Raw genomic sequence first — 20512 nt, forward strand, 5'->3', positions numbered from 1 at the left:
TTTTCTTATTTTCGGCATTCACAATCGACCATGAACCTGAACCAACTGATTCTCCTGGTGTGTGCGCTCTTGCAGAGCGTTCATGTCCAGGCTCAAGCACAAGCGATCTATCCGGCTACACCTGCCAAAGAGCGTCTGGAAGGCATTGCAAGGCGTACCCGCCTGACCGATGAATCCCTTTTTAAAAACCTGCCCCTTCGCAACATCGGCCCCACCATCATGAGCGGCCGTGCTGTCGATCTGGAGGTCAACCCGGAAGATCCGAATGAATTCTATGTCGCCTATGCTTCCGGCGGCCTCTGGCATACGAGTAACAACGGACAGTCGTTCGAGCCTTTGTTCGACCAGGAAGACGTGATGACGATCGGCGACTTCGCGGTCGATTGGAAGACGCGTCACATCTGGCTGGGAACCGGTGAGGTGAACAGCAGCCGGAGCTCGTACTCAGGAGTAGGGATGTTTTTCAGCGCCGACAGCGGCAAGACCTGGCAGCAGCGTGGTTTGCCGGAATCGCACCACATCGGCAAGGTCTTGTTACATCCGAACGATCCGAAGACCGTCTGGGTTGCTGCACTGGGTCATTTGTATTCTCCCAATGCGGAACGAGGTGTTTATAAGACCACCGATGGCGGGACGAATTGGCAGCGCGTGCTCTCGGGGGATGATACCACCGGCGCGGTCGATCTGGTGATGGATCCCTTCAACCCTTCCATTCTCTATGCTACTCTATGGCACCGGGATCGTCGCGCCTGGAATTTTGTGGAGTCGGGTGCGACTTCCGCGATCTATAAAAGTGTGGATGAAGGAGAACACTGGAACAGGATATCCGGAGGTGAGAGCGGTTTTCCTTCGGGCCCCGGTGTTGGGCGCATTGGACTGGCGATCTCGCAACAACATCCGAATGTCTTGTACGCAGTCCTCGATAACCAGGAACGCAGCAAGGAAGAAGAACCGCGCGATACCGCGAAGATCGAAGCCCGGGACCTCCGGGAGATTTCCAAAGAACGGTTTCTCGCGCTCAACGATACGAAGCTGGAAAAATTCCTGCGCAACAACGGATTCCCGGAAAAGTATACCGCTGCGGTAGTCAAAGAACTGGTGAAGTCGGATTCGATCAAGACCTCGGCGATCACCGATTACCTGAACGACGCCAACAACTCGCTCTTCGATACACCGATCATCGGCCTCGAGATCTACCGAAGTGAAGATGCAGGCAAGACGTGGAAGAAGACGCATACCACGCGCCTGAAGAATGTCGTTTACACCTATGGTTACTACTTCGGTCGGATAGCCGTTTCTCCGATCGATGATAACCGCATTGCGGTATGCGGCCTGCCGTTGATCTTCTCGACGGACGGCGGCAAGTCGTTCAAGCCGATCGACGGTGACAATGTGCACGGCGACCATCACGCGGTCTGGATGAGCGCCAAACGCCCCGGACACATGATCATCTGCAACGACGGAGGATTGAACATCACCTACGATGAAGGCAAACACTGGTTCAAGGCCAATACGCCGCCGGTCGGACAGTTCTATCATGTCACGGTGGACATGGAGACGCCTTACAATGTGTATGGTGGGTTACAGGATAATGGTGTTTGGACGGGCTCTTCATCGACAACGCCTTCCACCGAATGGCACGCCAGTGGAAGCTATCCGTACAAGTTTCTGATGGGCGGCGACGGGATGCAAACGCAGGTCGACTACCGCGACAATACCACCCTCTACACCGGTTTTCAATTTGGATATTACTACAAGCTGAACAAGAATCAACCGGATGGCGCACAGTCGATCCAGCCGCAGAACGACCTGGGAGAACCCAACTTCCGTTTCAACTGGCAAACGCCGATCTGCCTGTCCCGCCATAATCAGGACATTCTCTACTTCGGATCCAACCGCTTCCATCGCTCGATGAATCCTACGGAGCCACTGAAGACCTTGTCCGGCGACCTTACCCGAAATGACAGGAAGGGAGATGTTCCCTACAACACGATTACTACGATTGCTGAATCTTCGAAACGATTCGGTTTGTTGTACCTCGGCACGGACGATGGCCTCTGCTGGATCAGCAAGGACGATGGTTATACCTGGTCGAAAATTTCGGACGGACTTCCGCAGCAGTTGTGGGTGAGCCGGGTGGAACCTTCGTCGCACCAGGAAGGCAGGGTGTACGTCAGCCTCAACGGTTATCGTTTCGATCACTTCCTGCCTTACGTTTACGTCAGCGAGGATTTTGGTGCCTCCTGGAAAGCGATCGCCAATGGCCTTCCTGCTGAGCCGGTCAACGTGGTGCGGGAGGATCCCAGCGATGAGAATATCCTCTATGTCGGAACGGATAATGGAGTGTATGTTTCCCTCGACCGCGGAGCCAACTGGATGAACCTGACTCCCGGCCTCCCGCGCACCGCCGTACACGACCTGGTCGTGCATCCACGCGATCCGGAACTGGTGATCGGTACCCACGGCCGCAGCATCTTCATTCTGCCTTTGACCGATGTACGTGCGTTGACCGACAGCCTCCGGAAATCACCGATCGCTTTCCTGCACGCGGAGCCGGTCAACTACCAGGCAAGTTGGGGCAGGCGTCCTGACGAGTTCTCGGATCCTTCCGCGCCTTCCGCCGCCTGGGCTTACTTTGCGCAGTCTTCCGGTACGACCAGGATCCGACTCATCAGTAAGGCGGGTGTTTTGTTGAAGGAAGTCAGCGATTCCGCTGAAGCGGGTGTTAATTATGTCACGAATGATCTTAGTCTGGACGGAGCGACAGCCAAGAAACTGGAAGCGGAATGCCGGAAGTCGAAGAAGGATGCTGCCTTCCGGATCCTGCCCGGAAAAGATGACGGTAAGTATTACCTGGTTCCGGGTGAGTATAAACTGACTTTTACCGATGCAAACGGACACTCGGTGGAAGGCAAGTTCGAAGTAAAGGATCCGTCAGCGAAAAAGGAATCCGGTGTTCCGGATCCCGAATCCGTCGGACCTCCTGGAAAATGAGCTTGAGTGAAGCTCTGTGATGTGAGAAAAATCAAAAGCGGGAAGTGATCGAAAGATCGCTTCCCGCTTTTGATTGATGCGGTATTGGAAAGCGCGAATCGTTACTTTCCTTTTTTCGCCTTCCGGTCGTTTTCAATGAAGTCGCGCAGCTTGGGAACATCCAGGCGTTTGGCGATGATGCGCTTTTCTGAATCCAGCAGGTAGATGACGGGCGTGGAGTAGATGTCGTAGAAATCCCGGAAGCGGGTGTTGTTGTAGAGATCCGATACGTTGATCCACTTCAACTTGTGATCGCGGATGAACTGCTTCCAAAGCTCTATGTCGGATTCGATACCGACGGAAAACACCTCGACACCGGACGTCTTCACAGAATCGTAGTAGGCGCCAAGTTCCGGGATTTCCTTTTTGCAATGACTGCAGGTCGGATCCCAGAAAACGAGTACGGTATATTCCGCCTTGATGTCATACAGCCGATGCATCTTGAAAGATGTGTCGGGCATGACCAGGTCCTTCGCGGGAGTGCCGAGAATATTCGGCTTGATCTTCATGACCCGCTCGTGGATCTTGGCCTTGAGGGTGCTGTCGGCCCAATAGGCTTCGTTGGTGAGGTAGTAGTGCTCCGCGATGTGCACGAAGACTTTGTCGTACCCCATGATGTTCGAGGTCTCGTAATAGTTGGCGAGTGTCGCAACGCAGTACTTGAAGACTTCCTTGTTGGCGCGGGAACGGATGATGATCGTGTCGACGGCCGGAATGATGGAGTCGGGCAGGGGAACGGTCAATTGTTGCGTATAGGTCTTGATCTTGGTTTGCAACAAGGGTGTGCGCAACAGCCGGTCGTCGCTGAAATCGACATTTTCGAGGTAGTGCCCCTTGTAATAACGCAACTGAAAGGTCGAATCGGTGATCACGCCGTTCGCGTCCTTCGGCGGTTCGGGCGGCTCGGGCTCCTGCATGGTCCGGATGATCTTTGCCATGAGGCTTTTCGGATGGTCCGCGGCCAGTTTGAGGCGGTACTCTTTCACCTCTTTGTCCATGTCGGTGATCAGCTTCCGCAAGTACGTCGTGCTGTCCTTGTTATCCTTGTTGGCGTCGAGTCGGGCTTTGACAGCCTGCGACTCCATTGACTTCTGGATGATGAAACGCTGGTGCCCGTTGAAGATCTCATTCTCCGGCGAGCCGGTCACTTTCATGTGCGAGATGTAATCCAGGGTGTCCGTCTCGATCGTAAAGTGCTGGTCGTTCTTGTCGACCAGGACCTCAAAGTAAGTCTTGTTCGGAAGGACGATGAGGTAAATGCCACCCTCGAGCGGATCTTTGCCTTTGAAGGTCATCCAGCCGTTCGCGTCGGTGCGCACCGTGTCTTTTACATACTGCTTGTCTCCAAAGTGATTGCCCAAATAACAGACCGTATCGCGTAGTCCGTTGATGTGGACCTTGATCTCGTAACCGCTGCCGGCTGCCAGGGTGTGCAGCGGGGATAAAAGCGCCGTCAGGAGCGTCAGTAAAAGGAGTCGTTTCATACCGAAGGAGTTGTACGTAATTGGATCAGGGAGTTGCAGACCGGCAAAAATAAGGCCGGAAGATGAAAAAAGAGGGTAGATTTCAGTGGGCAGTAGGCAATGGGCGGTGGCAGTAGGCAGTAGGCGGTTGGCAGTTGCAGTTGCAGTAAGAGGGAATTTTGTTTATCCTATTGTATTGAAAAACAAATATTTGCAAATATTTTACAATCTGCAATTCCGCCTGACAGATGGTGGGCAATGAAACAAATGCTAAAGTTCACCCGACGGACTAAGAAATGGCCTTACAGCATCCACTAAGCAAAAAGGATAGCGTCAAGACGGAGTGCCCAAACTCGAATCCGGGAGGTGATGGGGTTAGCGGAAAAAAGAACTGGTAAGTGGTAACTAGTAACTGGTAACTAGTAATTGGTAACTAGTAACTAGTAACTAGTAACTGGTAACTAGTTACCCGATGCCCAAATCTATTCGCTAATTATTATTCACTATTCACTCTTTGCTATTCGCTATTCGCTATTCACTATTCACTCTTTACTATTCGCTATTCGCTATTCGCTATTCACTATTCACTATTCACTGTTTACTGTTTACTGTTTACTGTTCACTGTTCACTGTTCACTGTTCACTATTCCACTCCCCTCACAAATTCCCCCGCAACGCCTGCTCCCGTTCGATCGCTTCGAAGAGTGCTTTGAAGTTGCCTTTGCCGAACGACTTGGCGCCTTTGCGCTGAATGATCTCGTAGAAAAGCGTCGGGCGGTCTTCGACCGGCTTGGTGAAGATCTGCAGGAGGTAACCTTCGTCATCGCGATCCACCAGGATGCCAAGGCGCTTGAGGTCGTCGATGTTCTCGTCGATCTTACCGACGCGAGCCTGGAGCTCGTCGTAGTAGGTGGTAGGCACCGTCAGGAAATTCACGCCGCGGCGTTGTAGCTCAGTCACGGTCTTGACGATATCGTGCGTGATGATCGCGATATGCTGGACGCCTGCGCCGTGGTAAAATTCGAGGTACTCGTCGATCTGCGATTTCTTCTTGCCTTCCGCCGGTTCGTTGATCGGGAACTTGACATAGCCATTCCCGTTGGAAACCACTTTACTCATCAGGGCGGAATACTCCGTGGAGATATCGCTATCATCGAAGGTGATGATCATCTTGAAGCCCATCACGTCTTCATAGAATTTCACCCAGTCGTTCATCTTGCCGAGTTCCACGTTGCCGACGCAATGGTCGACATAATCGAGTCCCACCGGCTCGACCGGTAGGGAAGAGGTAGCCGGTTGATAGCCCGGCATGAATACGCCTTTGTAGTTCTTCCGTTCAACGAACGTGTGGATGGTCTCCCCGTAGGTGTGGATCGACGCGATCTTGACTTCACCCTGATCGTCCGTGAGTGTGGTCGGTGGCGTATGGGCTTTCGCCCCGCGCGACATGGTTTCGTAAAACGACTTTTCCGCGTCATCGACCCACAAGGCCAGTACTTTCACACCGTCGCTGTGCTTGTGTACGTGCCTGGCGATCTCCGAATCGGGATGCATGGCAGTAGTCAGCACCAGACGGATCTTGCCTTGCTGGAGCACATACGAAGCCCTGTCGCGCACCCCGGTCTCCGGACCGGCATAGGCAACGAGTTTGAACCCAAAGGCCATCTGGTAGTAATAGGCAGCCTGCTTGGCGTTTCCTACCCAGAACTCAATGTGATCGGTACCCAGAAGCGGAAGGAAGTCGGTAGACATGGGGAGGTGATTTTAGGGGAGGTCTTGATTGATTGCCTGAAATTTAGCTAAAAATCAGCTTTTCAGGCTACTCGAATACAGTTGCAAATATCTAAAAATCAGAAGATTGAATCAAAAAAAACGTTTAACGTTCGAACGTTGTAACGTTTGAACATTCAAACGTTACAACGAAATCATTTCTTCTTCGCAGCCTGCTGCCGTTGCGCTTCTTTCGCCATGGCTTCAAGACGCGCCTGGAAACCGGACTTTTTCGCAGGCTTCTTCTTGTTCTCCTGGATCTTGGCGTGGATGGCGTCTTCGTCGATGAAGGCTTTGAAAAGATACTGCTGCGCGAAGCCGAAGATGTTGCTCAGGAAGTAATAATAGCTCAGACCGGCCGAGTAATTATTGAAGAACCCGAGGAAGAAAATCGGCATCAGGTACATCATCCATTTCATCGACGGATTCGTCGCTGCGGTCATCTGCATATTCATCTTCGTGTAGATGATCGTAGAGATGGTCATCAGCAGCGTGAAGAGCGAGACGTGATCGCCGTAAAAAGGGATCTTGAAGCCGAGGTCAAGGATCGAGTCGTAGGTCGACAGGTCGTGCGCCCACAGGAAACTTTCCTGCCGCAATTCGATCGAGGCAGGGAAGAAGCGGAACATCGCGATCAGGATCGGCAACTGCAATAAACCCGGAATACAACCACCGAGCGGATTCACTCCGGCTCTTCGGTACAGGTTCATCGTTTCCTGTTGCTTCTTCATCGGATCATCGCCGTACTTTTCATTGAGCTCCAGCATTTCAGGCTGTAAGACCCGGATCTTCGCCTGTGATTTGAATGAGCCGTATGTCAGGGGTAAGAGGATGATCCGGACCAGAATGGTCAGGATAAGAATGATGATTCCGAAATTCAGGTTGAAGCCGTTGAGATAGTTGAAGGTCGGAATGACCAGGTAACGGTTCACCCAACCGAAGATACCCCAACCGAGCGGAATGAGTTTTTCCAGGTGCAGGTCGTCGATCTGCTTCAAAGACTGGTAATGGTTCGGCCCGAAATAGAAGCGAAGGCGGATGTCCTGTTCGGGCTTGTTCTCCAGCGGCAGCGACATGGAGGCGGTCATGTTTTTTACATACCGTTCCTGGTTCTTGTCGGTGAAGGTCTCCACCACCGGTGCATCGAAGGAAATGCCATCCGCGATGAGGACGGAAGAGAAGAAGTGTTGCTTGAAGGCGATCCACTGGACTTTGGTCTTCAGCGACTGTTTTTCATCTGAGGTTTCGGAGATGTAGTCCACCTCTTCTCCGGTGAAGCGATAATAGAGAGTAGTGGCAGTTCGCTCGTTTTCTACGCTCTGTTCCTGCCGGTTGAGCTGGTCTTTCCAGTCGAGGTTCAGGTAGGTCGTATTCGCCGGCAACAGATCATGCAATCCGACAACTTTGAGGTCCAGCTCTACCAGGTATGAGCCAGGTTCCAGGCTATAGTTGTATTGCAGATATTTTCCATCACCTGCATTCAGACGAAGGCTGGCTTTGCCGGTCGTCCCGCCTTCTACGATCTGGAAATTCAGTTGACCCGTATTGATGATCCGGTTCTGTGCAGGAAAGGTGATGTCGAACCTGCTCGAATCGGAACTCATCAACTCAACAGCGCGTCCGTCCCAGGTCTTGTAGTCCTTCAACTCGACGCGTTTTACTTTGCCACCGAGAGAGGAAAGTGTCAAACGGATCTTGTCGTTTTCCAGGGTGACCAACTGTTCTTTGCCATCAGCGGCTGCGGCGAATGCTCCCCATTGCTCCTGCAGCTGTTGGGCCTTCGCGGAATCAGATACTGCGCCTGTAGTGTCTGCTGTTGCTGCCACTTGCTCAGCAGCTTGTTGCTGTGCAAGCGCTTTACTGGCAGCCTCCTGCTTTCGGGCAAGTAGTTCCAGCGAATCTTTGCGGTGTTTTTCGGCTGCAAGTTGTTCAGCCGATGGCTGTGTATAGATCGAATAGCCGAGCACCAGCAAGCCGATCAAAAAAAGGCCGATTATTGAATTACGATCCATTCAGGGGCGGTAAAAAGGAGCGCAAATATAGCAATTTGAAGGTTTCGGGTTTCCTGCCTTCGCTAAAGCTTCGGCAGGCAGGCATGTTCCGGTTTCCGAGTTGATCTTTCTAAATTCCTCGTCCCTCGTACTTCTTTTCCTCTGTCAGGGACACGTTCCTCGTTTCCGCCCACCACGGCTGCCTGCCGTAGCTTTAGCGAAGGCAGGCAGGTTTCCGGTTGGTTGTCGTTCACTCGAAAACCACGTACCTAGTCCCCTCGTTCCTCGGTCTCGGTCTCGTTCCTCCTTTCCACACACCTCGCCCCTCTTCCCTAAAAAAAACGCCCTGAAGATGCTATCTCCAGGGCGTCGGCTTATGACGGGGGCCGCACTTATTTCTTCATGAACCGCACCATACGGGGAGCCTCGGTTTCACCGTCAGGACGGATAAGCTTGAGGTAATAAACGCCCGTGGACAGGTTGTTGACGGAAGACTCGATGGTGTTGTATCCGCGTTTTACATCATGCGTTTCCTGCAATACGATCTTACCGACCATGTCGAGGACTTCCATCGTTACGTTACCGTCCGTTTCCTCGAAGAAGGTATAGGTGATCGAGAAGTTGGCCGGGTTCGGATATACCGCGACATCGGTATTCGACTTGTTGCAGTTGACGGCGATCACATCCGAGTAGCTGAAGTGACCGTCGATATCGACCTGCTTCAATCGATAGTATACGATGCCCTTGCAGACCTCGCCGTCGAGGTAGCTGTAGTAGCGGGTCTCGGTTGTAGATCCGACACCAAAGCCTTCCACGCGTTGGATGCTCTTGAAGACATCACCGTCGGTGCTACGCTCAAGGTCGAAGTAGTCGTTGTTGGTCTCGGAAGCGGTAGCCCAGCGGCAGAGGTTGCCGACGGCTTCCGGCTCCACGGTGAAGCTGAGCAGTTCGATCGGCAGCGGATCCTGTGACTGTGCCGTCGCGAAGGTTGCGTTGAAACTGCTCATACCGGTGCGGCGGGTATCCGCTGCTGTACTCGGGATGTAGCAGGCTCCCTGCAGCGACCAGGCCGCCGGTGGGTTGGCGCTCTTCATGACCGTCCAGCCGGAGCCACTGTTGTTCGTGACGTTGTTGTTGAACAAACGCATGGTGTAGGTACCCGTTCCAGCGCCAATCGACGCGGTGAAAGTCCAGTAACCGTTATCAAACGCGTTCAGGATATCATAGGTATTGATCACACATTCATTCGCAACAGGTCCCACCGGAGGAACCCAACCCGTGAAGAAGGCGGTCAGGTCATAGGCCGTCACCGGGCTGGCAGTATATTGTACTTGCGCCCGCTGATAACCTTTGGTGGAAATACCTACCGGGAAATCCCAGCTATTAACGCCGGTCGACAAGGCTCGACGCAGGTTACCTTCTACATAGGATGTATTGTTGCCGGCTGTGCTGGCAGCGACGTTTGCCCGACGGACATAAACCTGACGAGCGCCGGTCACGATCTTTCCTTGTGTAAGAACCAGGTTACCATTGGTTGGCGAGACACCGGAAACATAGGCGCCGACGCCGATATTCAAATCATTGAACGCGCCTGCGCCAAGTGTCAGCGAGAACGCTCCAGACTGATTCATGAGCACGGAATCAAGTTCCAGGGCGCTGACGAGGTTGGTGAAGTTCTGGTTGGCGGAACCGTTGAATTCATAGCAGGAGCCCAGCGCAGTGCCGTGGGAGGCTGCGCCATTGTTATTCACGAAGTCGCCGCCGACGCGAATGTGCTTGGCGTTCGGCAGCCAGGTGCCGCCGGCATTGAGTGTAAGGTTACCACGGATGTCGATGTTGCTGCCCAGGGTGACGTTTCCAGCTGCTTTCGCCATGGTGCAATGCCAGAGCGCATTACCCGCGGTCAGGTTGCCGGTGACAGCCTGATTGGCACTACCGATGAACTGAATCGTCGAACCGTTGCCGCAACTGATGTTACCGTTGATGGTAAAGTCGCCGCATACGGAGAGCGTGACACCCGGATTGATGGTCAGGGTCGCGCCGGCATTAACGATCAGATTCTTGACACTCGTATTGGCGGTGATGATCGGTTGGTTAGGGCCTGCCTGGATCACGATGGTCGAAGGACCACCGGCACAGGTTCCCATGGTCGTAAGACAGTTCGGATCCCAGTTGCTTCCCAGCGGCGCGGGTGCCCAGGTCGATGAAACAGCATCCGCCTTCCAATACTGGGTGGTGGGTGAGCCAATGTTGAGCGGAGTTGTACCGGGGAAAGTCAGGTTGAATCCGGCCGTCGAACCACCGGCGTAATTACCGAAGTGCGAAACGAGCAGGATGAACTGCTGCGTAGCACCGTTGGTCAGGTTGAATGCGCTATTCCAACCGCCGGAAACAGCATTTGCTTGTGAAGTGGAAGTGGTGCCTGCCACGATGTTCATCCCGGTCGTTCCAACTGCGGAATAGTTACAGGAACGGAAGGGGAAGGTGCCGGAGGTAGGGTTGGAGGTAATGAGCGCACAGGGGTTGCTCACACCGGTCACTTCCCACAACTGGAAGTCGTAGTCGGAGGTGCCGTTGTTCGGTGTTACCGTCCACTGCAGGGTTTGTCCAGGCGCGGTGGCAGTAGTAGAGAAGGAATACCAAACACCAGAAGCTTCGGTTGACGACAAACAGGTCCCGCCCTGAAGGTCACATACGTTGCCGGAACCGGTGTAGCCCGGATCGGCGATGGTGGTGGTGGCAGCACAGATCGCGGTGGCCATTTCGCAATCCTGGTCCGGGATCGGCGGGAAACTGGCGGAGCCGTCGATCGCCATGATGTCGAATGTACCGGTAGCGGCATTTCGGCCATCCACACGGATGTAATAAGTATTGCCGGGCGTGAGACCGGTAACAGTGACGTCGGAGTTACGACCACCGCCGCTGGAGCAGAGGGTGAAGTTGTCGTTGCAGCCGATCTGCGCCAGGCTACCGCATGCGCCGGAATAGACGGCGATCTGCGAGTCGCTCAGTGAACGAAGACGGGTGCGGATCTTGATGCTGGTGCTGGAAGCTACCACCGTGTACCAGACCGTGTTCAGGGCACCCGCGTCCCAGCATCCGGCTACGGTGCCATCGCTCGGGCCTGCACCGGAGGCGCAAACGTTGGTCTGATAGGTCGCACTGACACCCAGTACCAGCGGGGTTGCTCCGGAGCAAAGATCATTGGTAGGGGTACAGCCGGAGATGGCGCAAATGCGGAACGTACCGGGAGAACCGGCGGAATTGGACCATACGCGGATGTAGTAAACAGTTCCTGCTGCAGGAGGTACGATGGTCAGCGCGGGCATGTTGGATCCGGCGGAGTTGTCATCACAGGATACTAAAGAAAAACTTCCGCAGGTACCTGTATAAACCGCCATACCAAGATCCGTCGCAGATGTGCCGGTTGATCCCGGTTGTATGGATATCGAGTGTGGATTATTGCTTACGCTGGTCAGGGAGAACCAAACATCACCGGTGGCGCCGTCAACGAAACCGGCACACCCAGGGTTCGGATAACCGGGCGCTACCGGTGATGGCGTTGCGCAGGATACGGAGTAATTGATGGCGCCTGTACAAGAACTTCCTACAACAGGTGTGACCGTAGCAGGGCTGGCGCAGGCGTCATTGGGAGGAGCAGGTGAAACGGCATTCTGAATCGAGAAGGAGAAATTGGTGGACGGCGCTACACTCGTATCGTTATCCACGACGATGTAGTACGTGCCGGTTCCCAGCGTCAGGTTGGTAATGTTCAGGGCGCTGCCACCGGCTCCAAGTGCATAGCTGATCAGGTTGGTTGTCCCGGGGCATCCCAGATAAACGAAAATGCCGGGGTTGGTGTTGGTATTGGTATTGAAAAGCGAAAGGTCGAAGCAACCCGCGGCAGGAGGCGTGAAAGTGAAGATGTAGTCCTGTCCGCTCAGGTTTCGCGTAGGGGGAACAACGGCTGGCGTATCGATTTCATCACCGAAGCCGGCATTGTTCATGGTCCACGATAGCGGAGCGATGGCGGTATTGTAACTGCCGTTGGCGGTGTACCAACAGGTGATGTCGTTGGCATTCGAGCAGGTTGCACCTGGAGGCATCAAAGTCAGGTTGAAGTTACCTACCAGAGCATCCTGGTCACTTTCCACGCGAACCAAGTATTGAACGGTCGAAGTACATGGCTGACCGGTAATCGTCACTTTCGGGTTGCCACCGCCGTTGCTGGCTTCATCGGCGGCCAGCAGGGTGAGTGCGCCGCAACCACCGGTGTAAACCGCTATTGCGGTAGAGAATCCGGTAGGACAGGTATTGTCGATGAATAACTGGAAAGATGTCAGACCGATCGGTTTGGTCAAGGTGTACCAGGTCTCGTTTGATTGCGTTTGGGCGGTCCATGCAGCCGGCTTTCCTGGAACTGCGGCAGCCATGGTGATCTGCCGGGTCATGACCAGCGTCTGGTCAGTCAGCACAGTTGGTGCACCCGGGTTGAAAGGAATGTTAACCGCGTTGATACAGGTGTCGTTAGCAGGAGTAGGGAAGGCCGATGGTGCCCAGGTGAAGGTCTGGTTGGTCGTCGGCTTGGTGGAAATCGTATTGAATAAAACGGCTTTACCCCAAGTTGTGCCGGCAGTCTGGACCGAACTGGCGGTTTGTGAGTAGTAATCGCCGTCGCAATAGCCCGTCAAGCCAATGGAAGCTCCACCCGATACACTCACATCAACAGCACCTGCCAATTGCTGATAGGTAAAGACAATGTTTCCGGTACCAGTAACGAGTTTAGCTTGGAAGTTGATGGCCGGAGCTGCAGCATTCTTGGCCCAAAGCATGTTGTTCCACTCCACGGTCAGCGTTCCGAGTGAATAAACGTAGGAGACGCGTCCTGCAGCTCCTGTCTGAAGATCGTCCCACAGTGGAGCGATGATCGTACGTGGTCCGGTCGACAGGTTGTTGGTAGGTAGTGAACCTCCGGGGTTGGCCAATGCGATGAAGCCGTTCGAGGAGACATAGAAACTGGTATACGCTACACCGCCATAGTTAAACCTGAAACCTGCAGGAGCGAAAGGACCCGCTAACTGATCGTCAATGTTTGCATTGACGACCGTCGTGGCGGCACCAATCGAGGCAAATGCCGCGGAGGCTGCCGTCAGGTTGTACGTGATCCCATTCAACGCGAAACTGACACGGCTGAGCAGGAGCATCACGGTCAGTGCGGAGAAGATTTTTCGGGTATAGTTCACATTCATGGTTCGGGTGTTATCTGAATGGTCTTTGGTTTCTTGGTCGCAGTCTTTGAAAACCGCATGGGTAGCGGCTTTCAGGGTGTTCGGGTTAATATCCGGGTAACAATGATGAGCGGTTCCGGCATTTGATCGGAAATCCCCCCGTTTTCATGGTTCTTGGATGGTCAAATTTAATCATTTATTATCTGTTTTTCAATGCGTTTACCCGGTTTTTATTAATAATTGGCAAGTCGCCCAAATTGTTTTGGCAATGGTCGGATTATGGGGGTGAATGATAAGGCTCACGGAAAAGCCGGTTCTTTTTTGCGACTTGGCGCAGACCGCCTATCTTGGCAGCCTTATTACGTAGAAATGATGAAAAAAGATATCTACTCCATCGTTATTTTGCTGTTTTTGAGCGTTTTGGCTGCTAAAGGGCAGCCGACCTTGAATTCCAACAACAATCCTGTCGCCGGTGAAAGCTATTACTACCGGGTAACCGACACGATCGCGCAACCGGGCCCCGGCGGTTCGGGTCAGACCTGGAATTACACCGGCGTTCAGGTTACCTTGAATACGGTTATCGTCCACTATGTGACTCCCGCTTCCACCCCTTACGGAAGTTCATTTCCCCAGGCGAATCTGGCCTCCTATGTGTTGCCGGGTGATTATAACTACTATGCCAGCAGTTCGGGTGGTTTTGCCTACAAGGGTCGCGGAACGGGCAGCGATATCGCTACCATTACCGGCTCCAGCTACCTGCTCCTGAGTTATCCGCTTTCGTTCGGCGCCAATATTACCAACACCATTTCAGGTTCCACTTCCGTGGGCACGATCTCCGGTACGGTGAACATTCAGGGCGATGGCACGGGCACGTTGCGGCTTCCTTCCATCACGTACAACAACGTGCTGCGCGTAAAAGTCACGGAAGACATTACCTTCTCCTTCGGACCCGGTGTCGATGAGATCGTACACACCGAAAGCTACTACTGGTACAATGCCACTTTCCGTGGACCGCTGATGCGCATCATCACGTCCACCACTTCCGGAATTTCCAGCGCTTATTCCAAGTCGGTGGGTGTAGCCGATTTCGGTCTGGGTGTCGATGACCTTGTTCGACCTTCCCTCGGAGCACTGCGTGTTTTCCCGTCTCCTGCAACCACCAGCGCGAACATTGAACTCGAAGTATTGAAAGCGGGCAACACCGAATTCGCGATCCTCGACCTGACAGGCAAAGAAGTTCAACGCTGGAATGCCGATCTAACTCCCGGCACCTATACCCATCGTTTCGATGTCGCTTCCCTCCCTCGCGGCATCTACCTGCTCTCCGTCCGCGGAGAAGGCATGACCCGCGAACAGCGGCTGATCCTCGAATAAGAGAGCCAATTCCCCACAACAAAAAAGCCGACGTAAGTCGGCTTTTTTGTTGTGGGTCATAAAACGAATGGCTGGAAAAGTAACTAGTAACTAGTAACTAGTAATTAGTAATTAGTTCTGTTATTAGTTCTTAGTTACTATACGCTCCTGCCTACGCTAAAGCTTCGGCAGGCAAGATTCACTATTCACTATTCACTGTTCACTGTTCACTGTTCACTATTCACTATTCACTATTCACTATTCAAGCCCTCACCGCCACCTCCACCTTCGCTTTCTCCATCGCCGCTTTCACGAAGCGAACGAAAAGGGGATGCGGATTCTCGACGGTGCTCTTGTATTCGGGGTGGAACTGTACGCCTACGAACCAGGAGTGGTTCTTCGCTTCCACGATCTCGACCAGCCCGTTGTCGGGATTGGTGCCGGAGGGGATGAGCCCCGCTTCGGTGAAGTCTTTCAGAAACTTGTTGTTGAATTCGTACCGGTGACGGTGGCGTTCGCCTATCCGACTCTTGCCGTACACCTGGTAGGCCTTGCTGCCTTTCTCCAGCTGACATCCGTATTCGCCCAGTCGCATGGTGCCGCCTTTTGCCGTGATCTTCTTTTGTGACTCCATGAAGTCGATCACCGGATGCTTCGTGTTCGGATTCATTTCCGTCGAATGGGCGTCTTTCCAACCCAACACGTTGCGGGCGAATTCGATCACGGCGCATTGCATGCCGAGGCAGATGCCGAGGAACGGAATATTGTTTTCCCGTACGAAGCGGATGGCCGTGATCTTGCCTTCGATCCCGCGATCCCCGAAGCCGGGCGCGACCAGAACCCCTTGCAGGTGCCCCAGTTTGGACGCCACATTGTCCTCGTCGATCTTCTCCGAATGGATCCATTCGAGCCGCACTTTGCATTCGTTCGCCACACCGGCATGGATGAAGGCTTCCGCAATGGATTTATACGCGTCTTTCAGTTCCACGTATTTTCCTACGAGCCCGATCCTTACTTCGTGGATCGGGTTCTTGAGTTTTCCCAGGAAGGCTTTCCAGAGTTCCAACTCCGGCTCCTGCTTGAGTGGCAGCTTCAGTTTGTTCAGCACGACTTTGTCGAGCTGCTCTTTGTACATCATCAGCGGAACGTCGTAAATCGTTTCCGCGTCGATCGATTCGATGACGGCATTGACGTTCACGTTGCAGAACAAGGCCACTTTGCGGCGGAGGTCTGCGCTGAGGGAGCGTTCGGTGCGGCATACGAGCACGTCGGGTTGCACACCGAGTTCGAGCATGGTCTTGACCGAATGCTGGGTGGGCTTGGTCTTCAGTTCGCCCGCCGCGCTGAGGTAAGGAATGAGCGTGAGGTGGATGACCAGCGCTGAACTGCCGAGTTCCCACTTCAGCTGACGCACCGTTTCGATGTACGGCAGCGATTCGATATCACCCACCGTACCGCCGATCTCGGTGATGACGATCTCAAACTCGCCGCTTTCACCCAGCAGCATCATGCGCCGCTTGATCTCGTCGGTCACATGGGGGATGATCTGAACGGTTTTTCCGAGGTACGCGCCTTCGCGTTCCTTGTTGATCACCGTCTGGTAGATGCGGCCGGTCGTTACGTTGTTGGCCTGGGAGGTCGGAACGTTGAGAAAACGTTCGTAGTGTCCGAGGTCCAGGTCGGTCTCCGCTCCATCGTTCGTCACATAACATTCCCCGTGTTCGTAGGGATTCAGGGTTCCGGGATCGACGTTGATGTACGGGTCGAACTTCTGGATCGTAACAGAATAGCCGCGGCCTTGAAGCAATTTGGCCAGGGATGCGGAGATGATGCCTTTTCCCAGGGAAGAGGTAACACCACCGGTAACGAAGATGTATTTTGCTGCCACCGTGTTGAGCGTGAGTAGTTGGAAAATTATGTTGAGAAACGGAAAAAAGATTCCGTCAACACGGGATACAAAAGTATCATTTTGCCGACAATATCCGATGAGATTTGTCCCGAACCGTGTGATTATTTTATGCGCGTTCCTGCTGCATGCGGGAATAGCCGCTGCGCAGCAACGACCTTCTCTTGGCGCATTTCTTAAAGAAGAGCGGATCTTTTCCTTCAGAAGCCCCAAAGGTTATGTGCCCATGCTGATGCACAACTTTGGGAGACAAGCGGTTTCGCCCCTTCACCTGAACGAGCAGAGCTTCCTGATTCTTGCCGGTGCCGGCGGCGCGACGGCAGCGCTGTATTATTATGACGAAGACATTGACGCCTGGATTCGTCCCTGGCGGGACCGGCATCCTTTTTTGCGAGAATTCAGTCCGCATTTCACACAACTGGGCGACTATTATGGCTACGCCCTGGTTGCCGGCTATGGTCTCACCGCGATGGCGCTGCGGGATCATCGTCACTTCCGGACCGCGATTCTGGCCAGTCAAGCGGCCATTACGGCCGGTGTTTGGCTGCGGCTTGTCAAAGTTCTGACCGGTCGCATGCGGCCGTTGGCGACCTATACGGACGACGTGTATCCCTACGACCATTGGTTCGGACCGTTCGCGGTCTTCGATAAGAAACTGAAACAGGGAAGAAGTGTAGCGGCGTTCGATGCCTTCCCGTCAGGGCATACCGCGGCCGCCTTTTCGATTGCAACCGTATTTGCCGGTCGTTTTTCCGAGCATCGTGCGGTACCGGTTGTGGCTTATGGAACGGCTTCGCTGGTCGCGTTCAGCCGAATGATCGAACACGAGCACTGGGCCTCCGACCTGATCTTCGGCGCGTTGGCTGGCTATGCCTGTGGTCGACAAGTACTCCGGCGTGAGCAGGAAGTTTTCGGAGAAGAAAAACCACAAGGCCGTCGCCGGGTGGAAGTGGAATACGGACTGGCGCCAATTCCTTCGGGTGGCGGCTTGCAAGTCTTGCTCAGGTTCTGACGCGCCTCAGAAGGAGAGCGCTGCGCCCAGGCTTGGCAATATCGGGAGCTGGTATACTTTGGTTCCGGAGAGGCGGTCAAAGTAGAAAATGTTGTTCCGGTCGTACAGGTTGGTGGCCGATGCCTGAACTTCGAGTTTGGTGTTTTTGGCCAGCTTAAAGGTGCGTTGAACGGAAACATCCAGCCGGTGGAAGTACGACAAGCGGCCCTCGTTGATGCCCGCGTAGTAGATCGCTATCTGTCCGTTTTGCTGCAGGATATCGGTTCCCAATCCGTTGTTCAGATTGAGCTGCTCGTAATAGCCCTGGGATTGGGTGAAGGGAAAGGGTGAACCGAAGTTCCAGCGCACACTCGTCATCCAGGCTTTGTCTTTTCCGAAGGTGTAGGAACCGACCAGGTTGAGGTTGTGGCGACGATCGAAACTGGGCCAATAGGTTCTTACCCCGTCATACCGTTTCACATAGCCGAGCGAGTAAGTGGCCCAGAGGTATAATCCGCGGTAATCGTATTTGAGCAGGAAGTCGATTCCGCGCGCCGTTCCGCTTTCGATGATGAAGTCCTTCTTCAGATAATCGGGCTTCTCGCTGTTTTCGCTGTTGTCATCATAGACTTTGTCGCGGTTCAGGTTTTGCAATTGGGAAAAGTTCTTGAAGTACCCTTCAACGTTCAGGTTGAGGTGGAATGGCAGATCGAGCTCGAAGCCGGCGATGGCGTGTTGCGCCTTTTGGAGGCGGGAGGTGACATCTTCGCCGTCGAAGGTTTCAGGAATGTTGTCGCTGCCGGAGAGAAAGCCGTAAAACAGGTTGACGACATCACGGTCCGAGGTGCCGCTGAGCAGGTTCTGGGAATAATAACCGCCGGCGGCTTTGAAACGAAGTTTGTCCGTCGCATTGAATTTAAGACCCAGGCGAGGCTCTGCCGTCAGTTCGGACAGCGAGGAGTAGTAGTTGATCCGAATGCCCGGTTCGGCGATCAGTTTGCCGGCGATCTTCTTGTACTTGAAATATCCCGCCAGTTGTGTGGTGTTCTCCGTTTGACCGATGGATTTCGAATAGGCGTTGGAGAACTGGAAGTCGGTCCGGAAACCGACGATCTCGAGGCCGTAGCGCAATTCATCCTTCTTGATGAAGTACGAAAAATTCAGGCTGGTGTTGAAGCCGCTGATCTCCGAAAAGCGTGATTGCTCATCGCGTTCATCCAGGTTGATGCGGTAATTGCTGTAAGCGAAGTTACCGTCGATCAGGACCGAACTGCCGGAGGGAACCAACACGAAATTGGTTCCCAGCCCGAATGATTTCCAGTCGAGGTCGGCAATTTCCTTGTAGTTCACCCGATCGGTGAAATTGAAACCGAAGAAATTGACTTTACTGCCGGAAGAGGAGTTGAGCGAGATCTTGCCGTACAGGTCGTTGAAGGCGAAGGGCAGCCCTGCCGTATCCACGTAGCTGTAAAGGCTTTTCGACGTTTTGTCGAGATACGAATTCCGGCTGGTGATGATGAACGACGAACTGCCTTCCTGGTTCTCTTTTTCCTTCTTTAGCGGACCTTCGAGCAGGAACTTGGCCGTAAACGGATTCACCGAAGCGCGGCCGGCGATTCTTTTCTTGTTGCCGTCGCGGGTGGTGATGTCCATCACCGAGGAGATGCGGTCGCCGTATTCCGCGTTGAAGCCACCGGTATAAACGTCGGCTCCGCGAATAATATCGGCGTCGAATACCGAGTAGAGGCCGATGGAGTGGAACGGATTATAGATGATCATCCCGTCGAGCAGGACTTTGTTCTGGATCGGGGTGCCGCCGCGTATGTACAATTGTCCGCCCTGGTCGCCGGAGAAGATCACACCGGGCAGTACCTGCAGATACTGGGCAAGATCGGGTTCGCCGCCTACGGTCGGAAGCTGCTTGATTTCCTTGGGCGTAACCTTGTTGACGGAAACTTTAACCTCGGTCTTCTTTTCCTCGTTCTCGCCGGAGATCTCGATCTCTTTCATCTGGATCGCCGACTTGCGGAGGTATAGTTTTTTCGTGAGGATATCGCCAGCCTTGATGGTGATGGGCTCCTTGATGGTATCGAAGCCGACCGACGTGACCATCAGCACATAATCGCCCGCGGGGACGCGGGTGATGGAATAGTAGCCGTCCAGGTTGGTCTGGACACCGTGCGTAGTGCCTTTTAAGTAGACACTGGTGTAGATGGCGGGTTCGGATGTTTCCTGTTCATAGACAAAGCCCCGGATGTCGCCGGTCTGAGCGAGCGCGCCTGAGGTGAAGAACGCCAGGATCAGGAGAGGAAGTAGGTGACGCATAATTGAGAGCGCCAAAAATAGTATTGTTTCCCGGAAGTCAGAGTCGTAATGGGTCGCTTTGACATTCGGACGATGAAAGAAACATACTTTAACACTTTGGCCGGGTAATTGTCCTGCCAATGTCATGCGCTACTTCCGCCTGGTCATTCCGATGCTTCCTGTTACCGCGATGGCTTTATTCCCTTTTGTACTATTCGATCGGCATGACCGGGCTTACGACCAGATCCTGCTGCGGCATGAGCAGATACACCTCCGGCAGCAGATTGAATTGTTGGTGTTACCATTTTACCTGATGTACGCTTATTACTATTTGAAAGGGCGTTTCAAAGGGAATTCGGCAAAGGCGGCATATCGGGCAATTCCTTTTGAACGCGAGGCGTACCTCCATGAGGCTTCGTCAGACTATCTGAACAGCCGTTGCCGCTTCGCCTGGATGAAATACAGGAAATAGT

At 53.6% G+C, this 20512-nt stretch carries 10 protein-coding genes; 4 read left to right on the forward strand and 6 right to left on the reverse strand.

Annotation, left to right across the window (positions count from 1 at the left end):
- Positions 1-30: 30 nt before the first annotated feature.
- Positions 31-2994 (forward strand): glycosyl hydrolase, encoded by a 2964-nt coding sequence (locus tag IPJ96_06055; protein ID MBK7909914.1) that lies wholly within the window; start codon positions 31-33, stop codon positions 2992-2994.
- Between the two features lie 101 nt (positions 2995-3095).
- Here the strand turns inward: IPJ96_06055 and IPJ96_06060 are convergent, their stop codons facing one another.
- The 4 genes from IPJ96_06060 to IPJ96_06075 all read right to left on the reverse strand — a co-directional run bounded on the left by IPJ96_06060 (position 3096) and on the right by IPJ96_06075 (position 13506).
- Positions 3096-4517 carry a redoxin domain-containing protein gene (locus IPJ96_06060; GenBank protein ID MBK7909915.1) on the reverse strand — a complete coding sequence of 474 codons (1422 nt, stop codon included), beginning with the start codon at positions 4515-4517 and terminating at the stop codon, positions 3096-3098.
- Between the two features lie 636 nt (positions 4518-5153).
- Complete coding sequence (hppD, locus tag IPJ96_06065; GenBank protein ID MBK7909916.1) at positions 5154-6248, reverse strand: 4-hydroxyphenylpyruvate dioxygenase; 1095 nt, start codon at positions 6246-6248, stop codon at positions 5154-5156.
- 173 nt (positions 6249-6421) lie between these two features.
- Positions 6422-8278, reverse strand: a complete 1857-nt coding sequence (yidC, locus tag IPJ96_06070) for a membrane protein insertase YidC (GenBank protein ID MBK7909917.1) — start codon at positions 8276-8278, stop codon at positions 6422-6424.
- Between the two features lie 371 nt (positions 8279-8649).
- Positions 8650-13506 (reverse strand): T9SS type A sorting domain-containing protein, encoded by a 4857-nt coding sequence (locus IPJ96_06075; protein ID MBK7909918.1) that lies wholly within the window; start codon positions 13504-13506, stop codon positions 8650-8652.
- A 348-nt stretch (positions 13507-13854) separates the two neighbouring features.
- Here IPJ96_06075 and IPJ96_06080 point away from each other — a divergent pair, with 348 nt between their 5' ends.
- Positions 13855-14859, forward strand: a complete 1005-nt coding sequence (locus IPJ96_06080; protein ID MBK7909919.1) for a T9SS type A sorting domain-containing protein — start codon at positions 13855-13857, stop codon at positions 14857-14859.
- Between the two features lie 241 nt (positions 14860-15100).
- Here the strand turns inward: IPJ96_06080 and IPJ96_06085 are convergent, their stop codons facing one another.
- Positions 15101-16726, reverse strand: a complete 1626-nt coding sequence (locus tag IPJ96_06085; protein MBK7909920.1) for a CTP synthase — start codon at positions 16724-16726, stop codon at positions 15101-15103.
- 118 nt (positions 16727-16844) lie between these two features.
- Here IPJ96_06085 and IPJ96_06090 point away from each other — a divergent pair, with 118 nt between their 5' ends.
- Positions 16845-17756, forward strand: coding sequence for a phosphatase PAP2 family protein (locus IPJ96_06090; GenBank protein ID MBK7909921.1), 912 nt, complete (start codon positions 16845-16847; stop codon positions 17754-17756).
- Positions 17757-17762: 6 nt separating this feature from the next.
- On the opposite strand, the gene IPJ96_06095 is transcribed toward IPJ96_06090, so the two are convergent.
- On the reverse strand, positions 17763-20060 hold the full coding sequence (locus IPJ96_06095; protein ID MBK7909922.1) for a TonB-dependent receptor: 2298 nt from the start codon (positions 20058-20060) through the stop codon (positions 17763-17765).
- 124 nt (positions 20061-20184) lie between these two features.
- Here IPJ96_06095 and IPJ96_06100 point away from each other — a divergent pair, with 124 nt between their 5' ends.
- Positions 20185-20511, forward strand: a complete 327-nt coding sequence (locus IPJ96_06100) for a hypothetical protein (GenBank protein ID MBK7909923.1) — start codon at positions 20185-20187, stop codon at positions 20509-20511.
- Position 20512 lies beyond the last annotated feature (1 nt).

It is taken from the genome of Bacteroidota bacterium (genome assembly GCA_016713765.1).
GTDB classification, from domain to species: Bacteria; Bacteroidota; Bacteroidia; order AKYH767-A; family 2013-40CM-41-45; genus Pollutiaquabacter; species Pollutiaquabacter aromativorans.

Bases quoted from the DNA above. Each gene is read 5' to 3' on its own strand.
- IPJ96_06075 (MBK7909918.1), bottom strand. From the start codon at position 13,506: ATGAATGTGAACTATACCCGAAAAATCTTCTCCGCACTGACCGTGATG.
- IPJ96_06080 (MBK7909919.1), top strand. From the start codon at position 13,855: ATGATGAAAAAAGATATCTACTCCATCGTTATTTTGCTGTTTTTGAGC.
- hppD (MBK7909916.1), bottom strand. From the start codon at position 6,248: ATGTCTACCGACTTCCTTCCGCTTCTGGGTACCGATCACATTGAGTTC.
- IPJ96_06055 (MBK7909914.1), top strand. From the start codon at position 31: ATGAACCTGAACCAACTGATTCTCCTGGTGTGTGCGCTCTTGCAGAGC.
- IPJ96_06060 (MBK7909915.1), bottom strand. From the start codon at position 4,517: ATGAAACGACTCCTTTTACTGACGCTCCTGACGGCGCTTTTATCCCCG.
- yidC (MBK7909917.1), bottom strand. From the start codon at position 8,278: ATGGATCGTAATTCAATAATCGGCCTTTTTTTGATCGGCTTGCTGGTG.
- IPJ96_06100 (MBK7909923.1), top strand. From the start codon at position 20,185: ATGCGCTACTTCCGCCTGGTCATTCCGATGCTTCCTGTTACCGCGATG.
- IPJ96_06095 (MBK7909922.1), bottom strand. From the start codon at position 20,060: ATGCGTCACCTACTTCCTCTCCTGATCCTGGCGTTCTTCACCTCAGGC.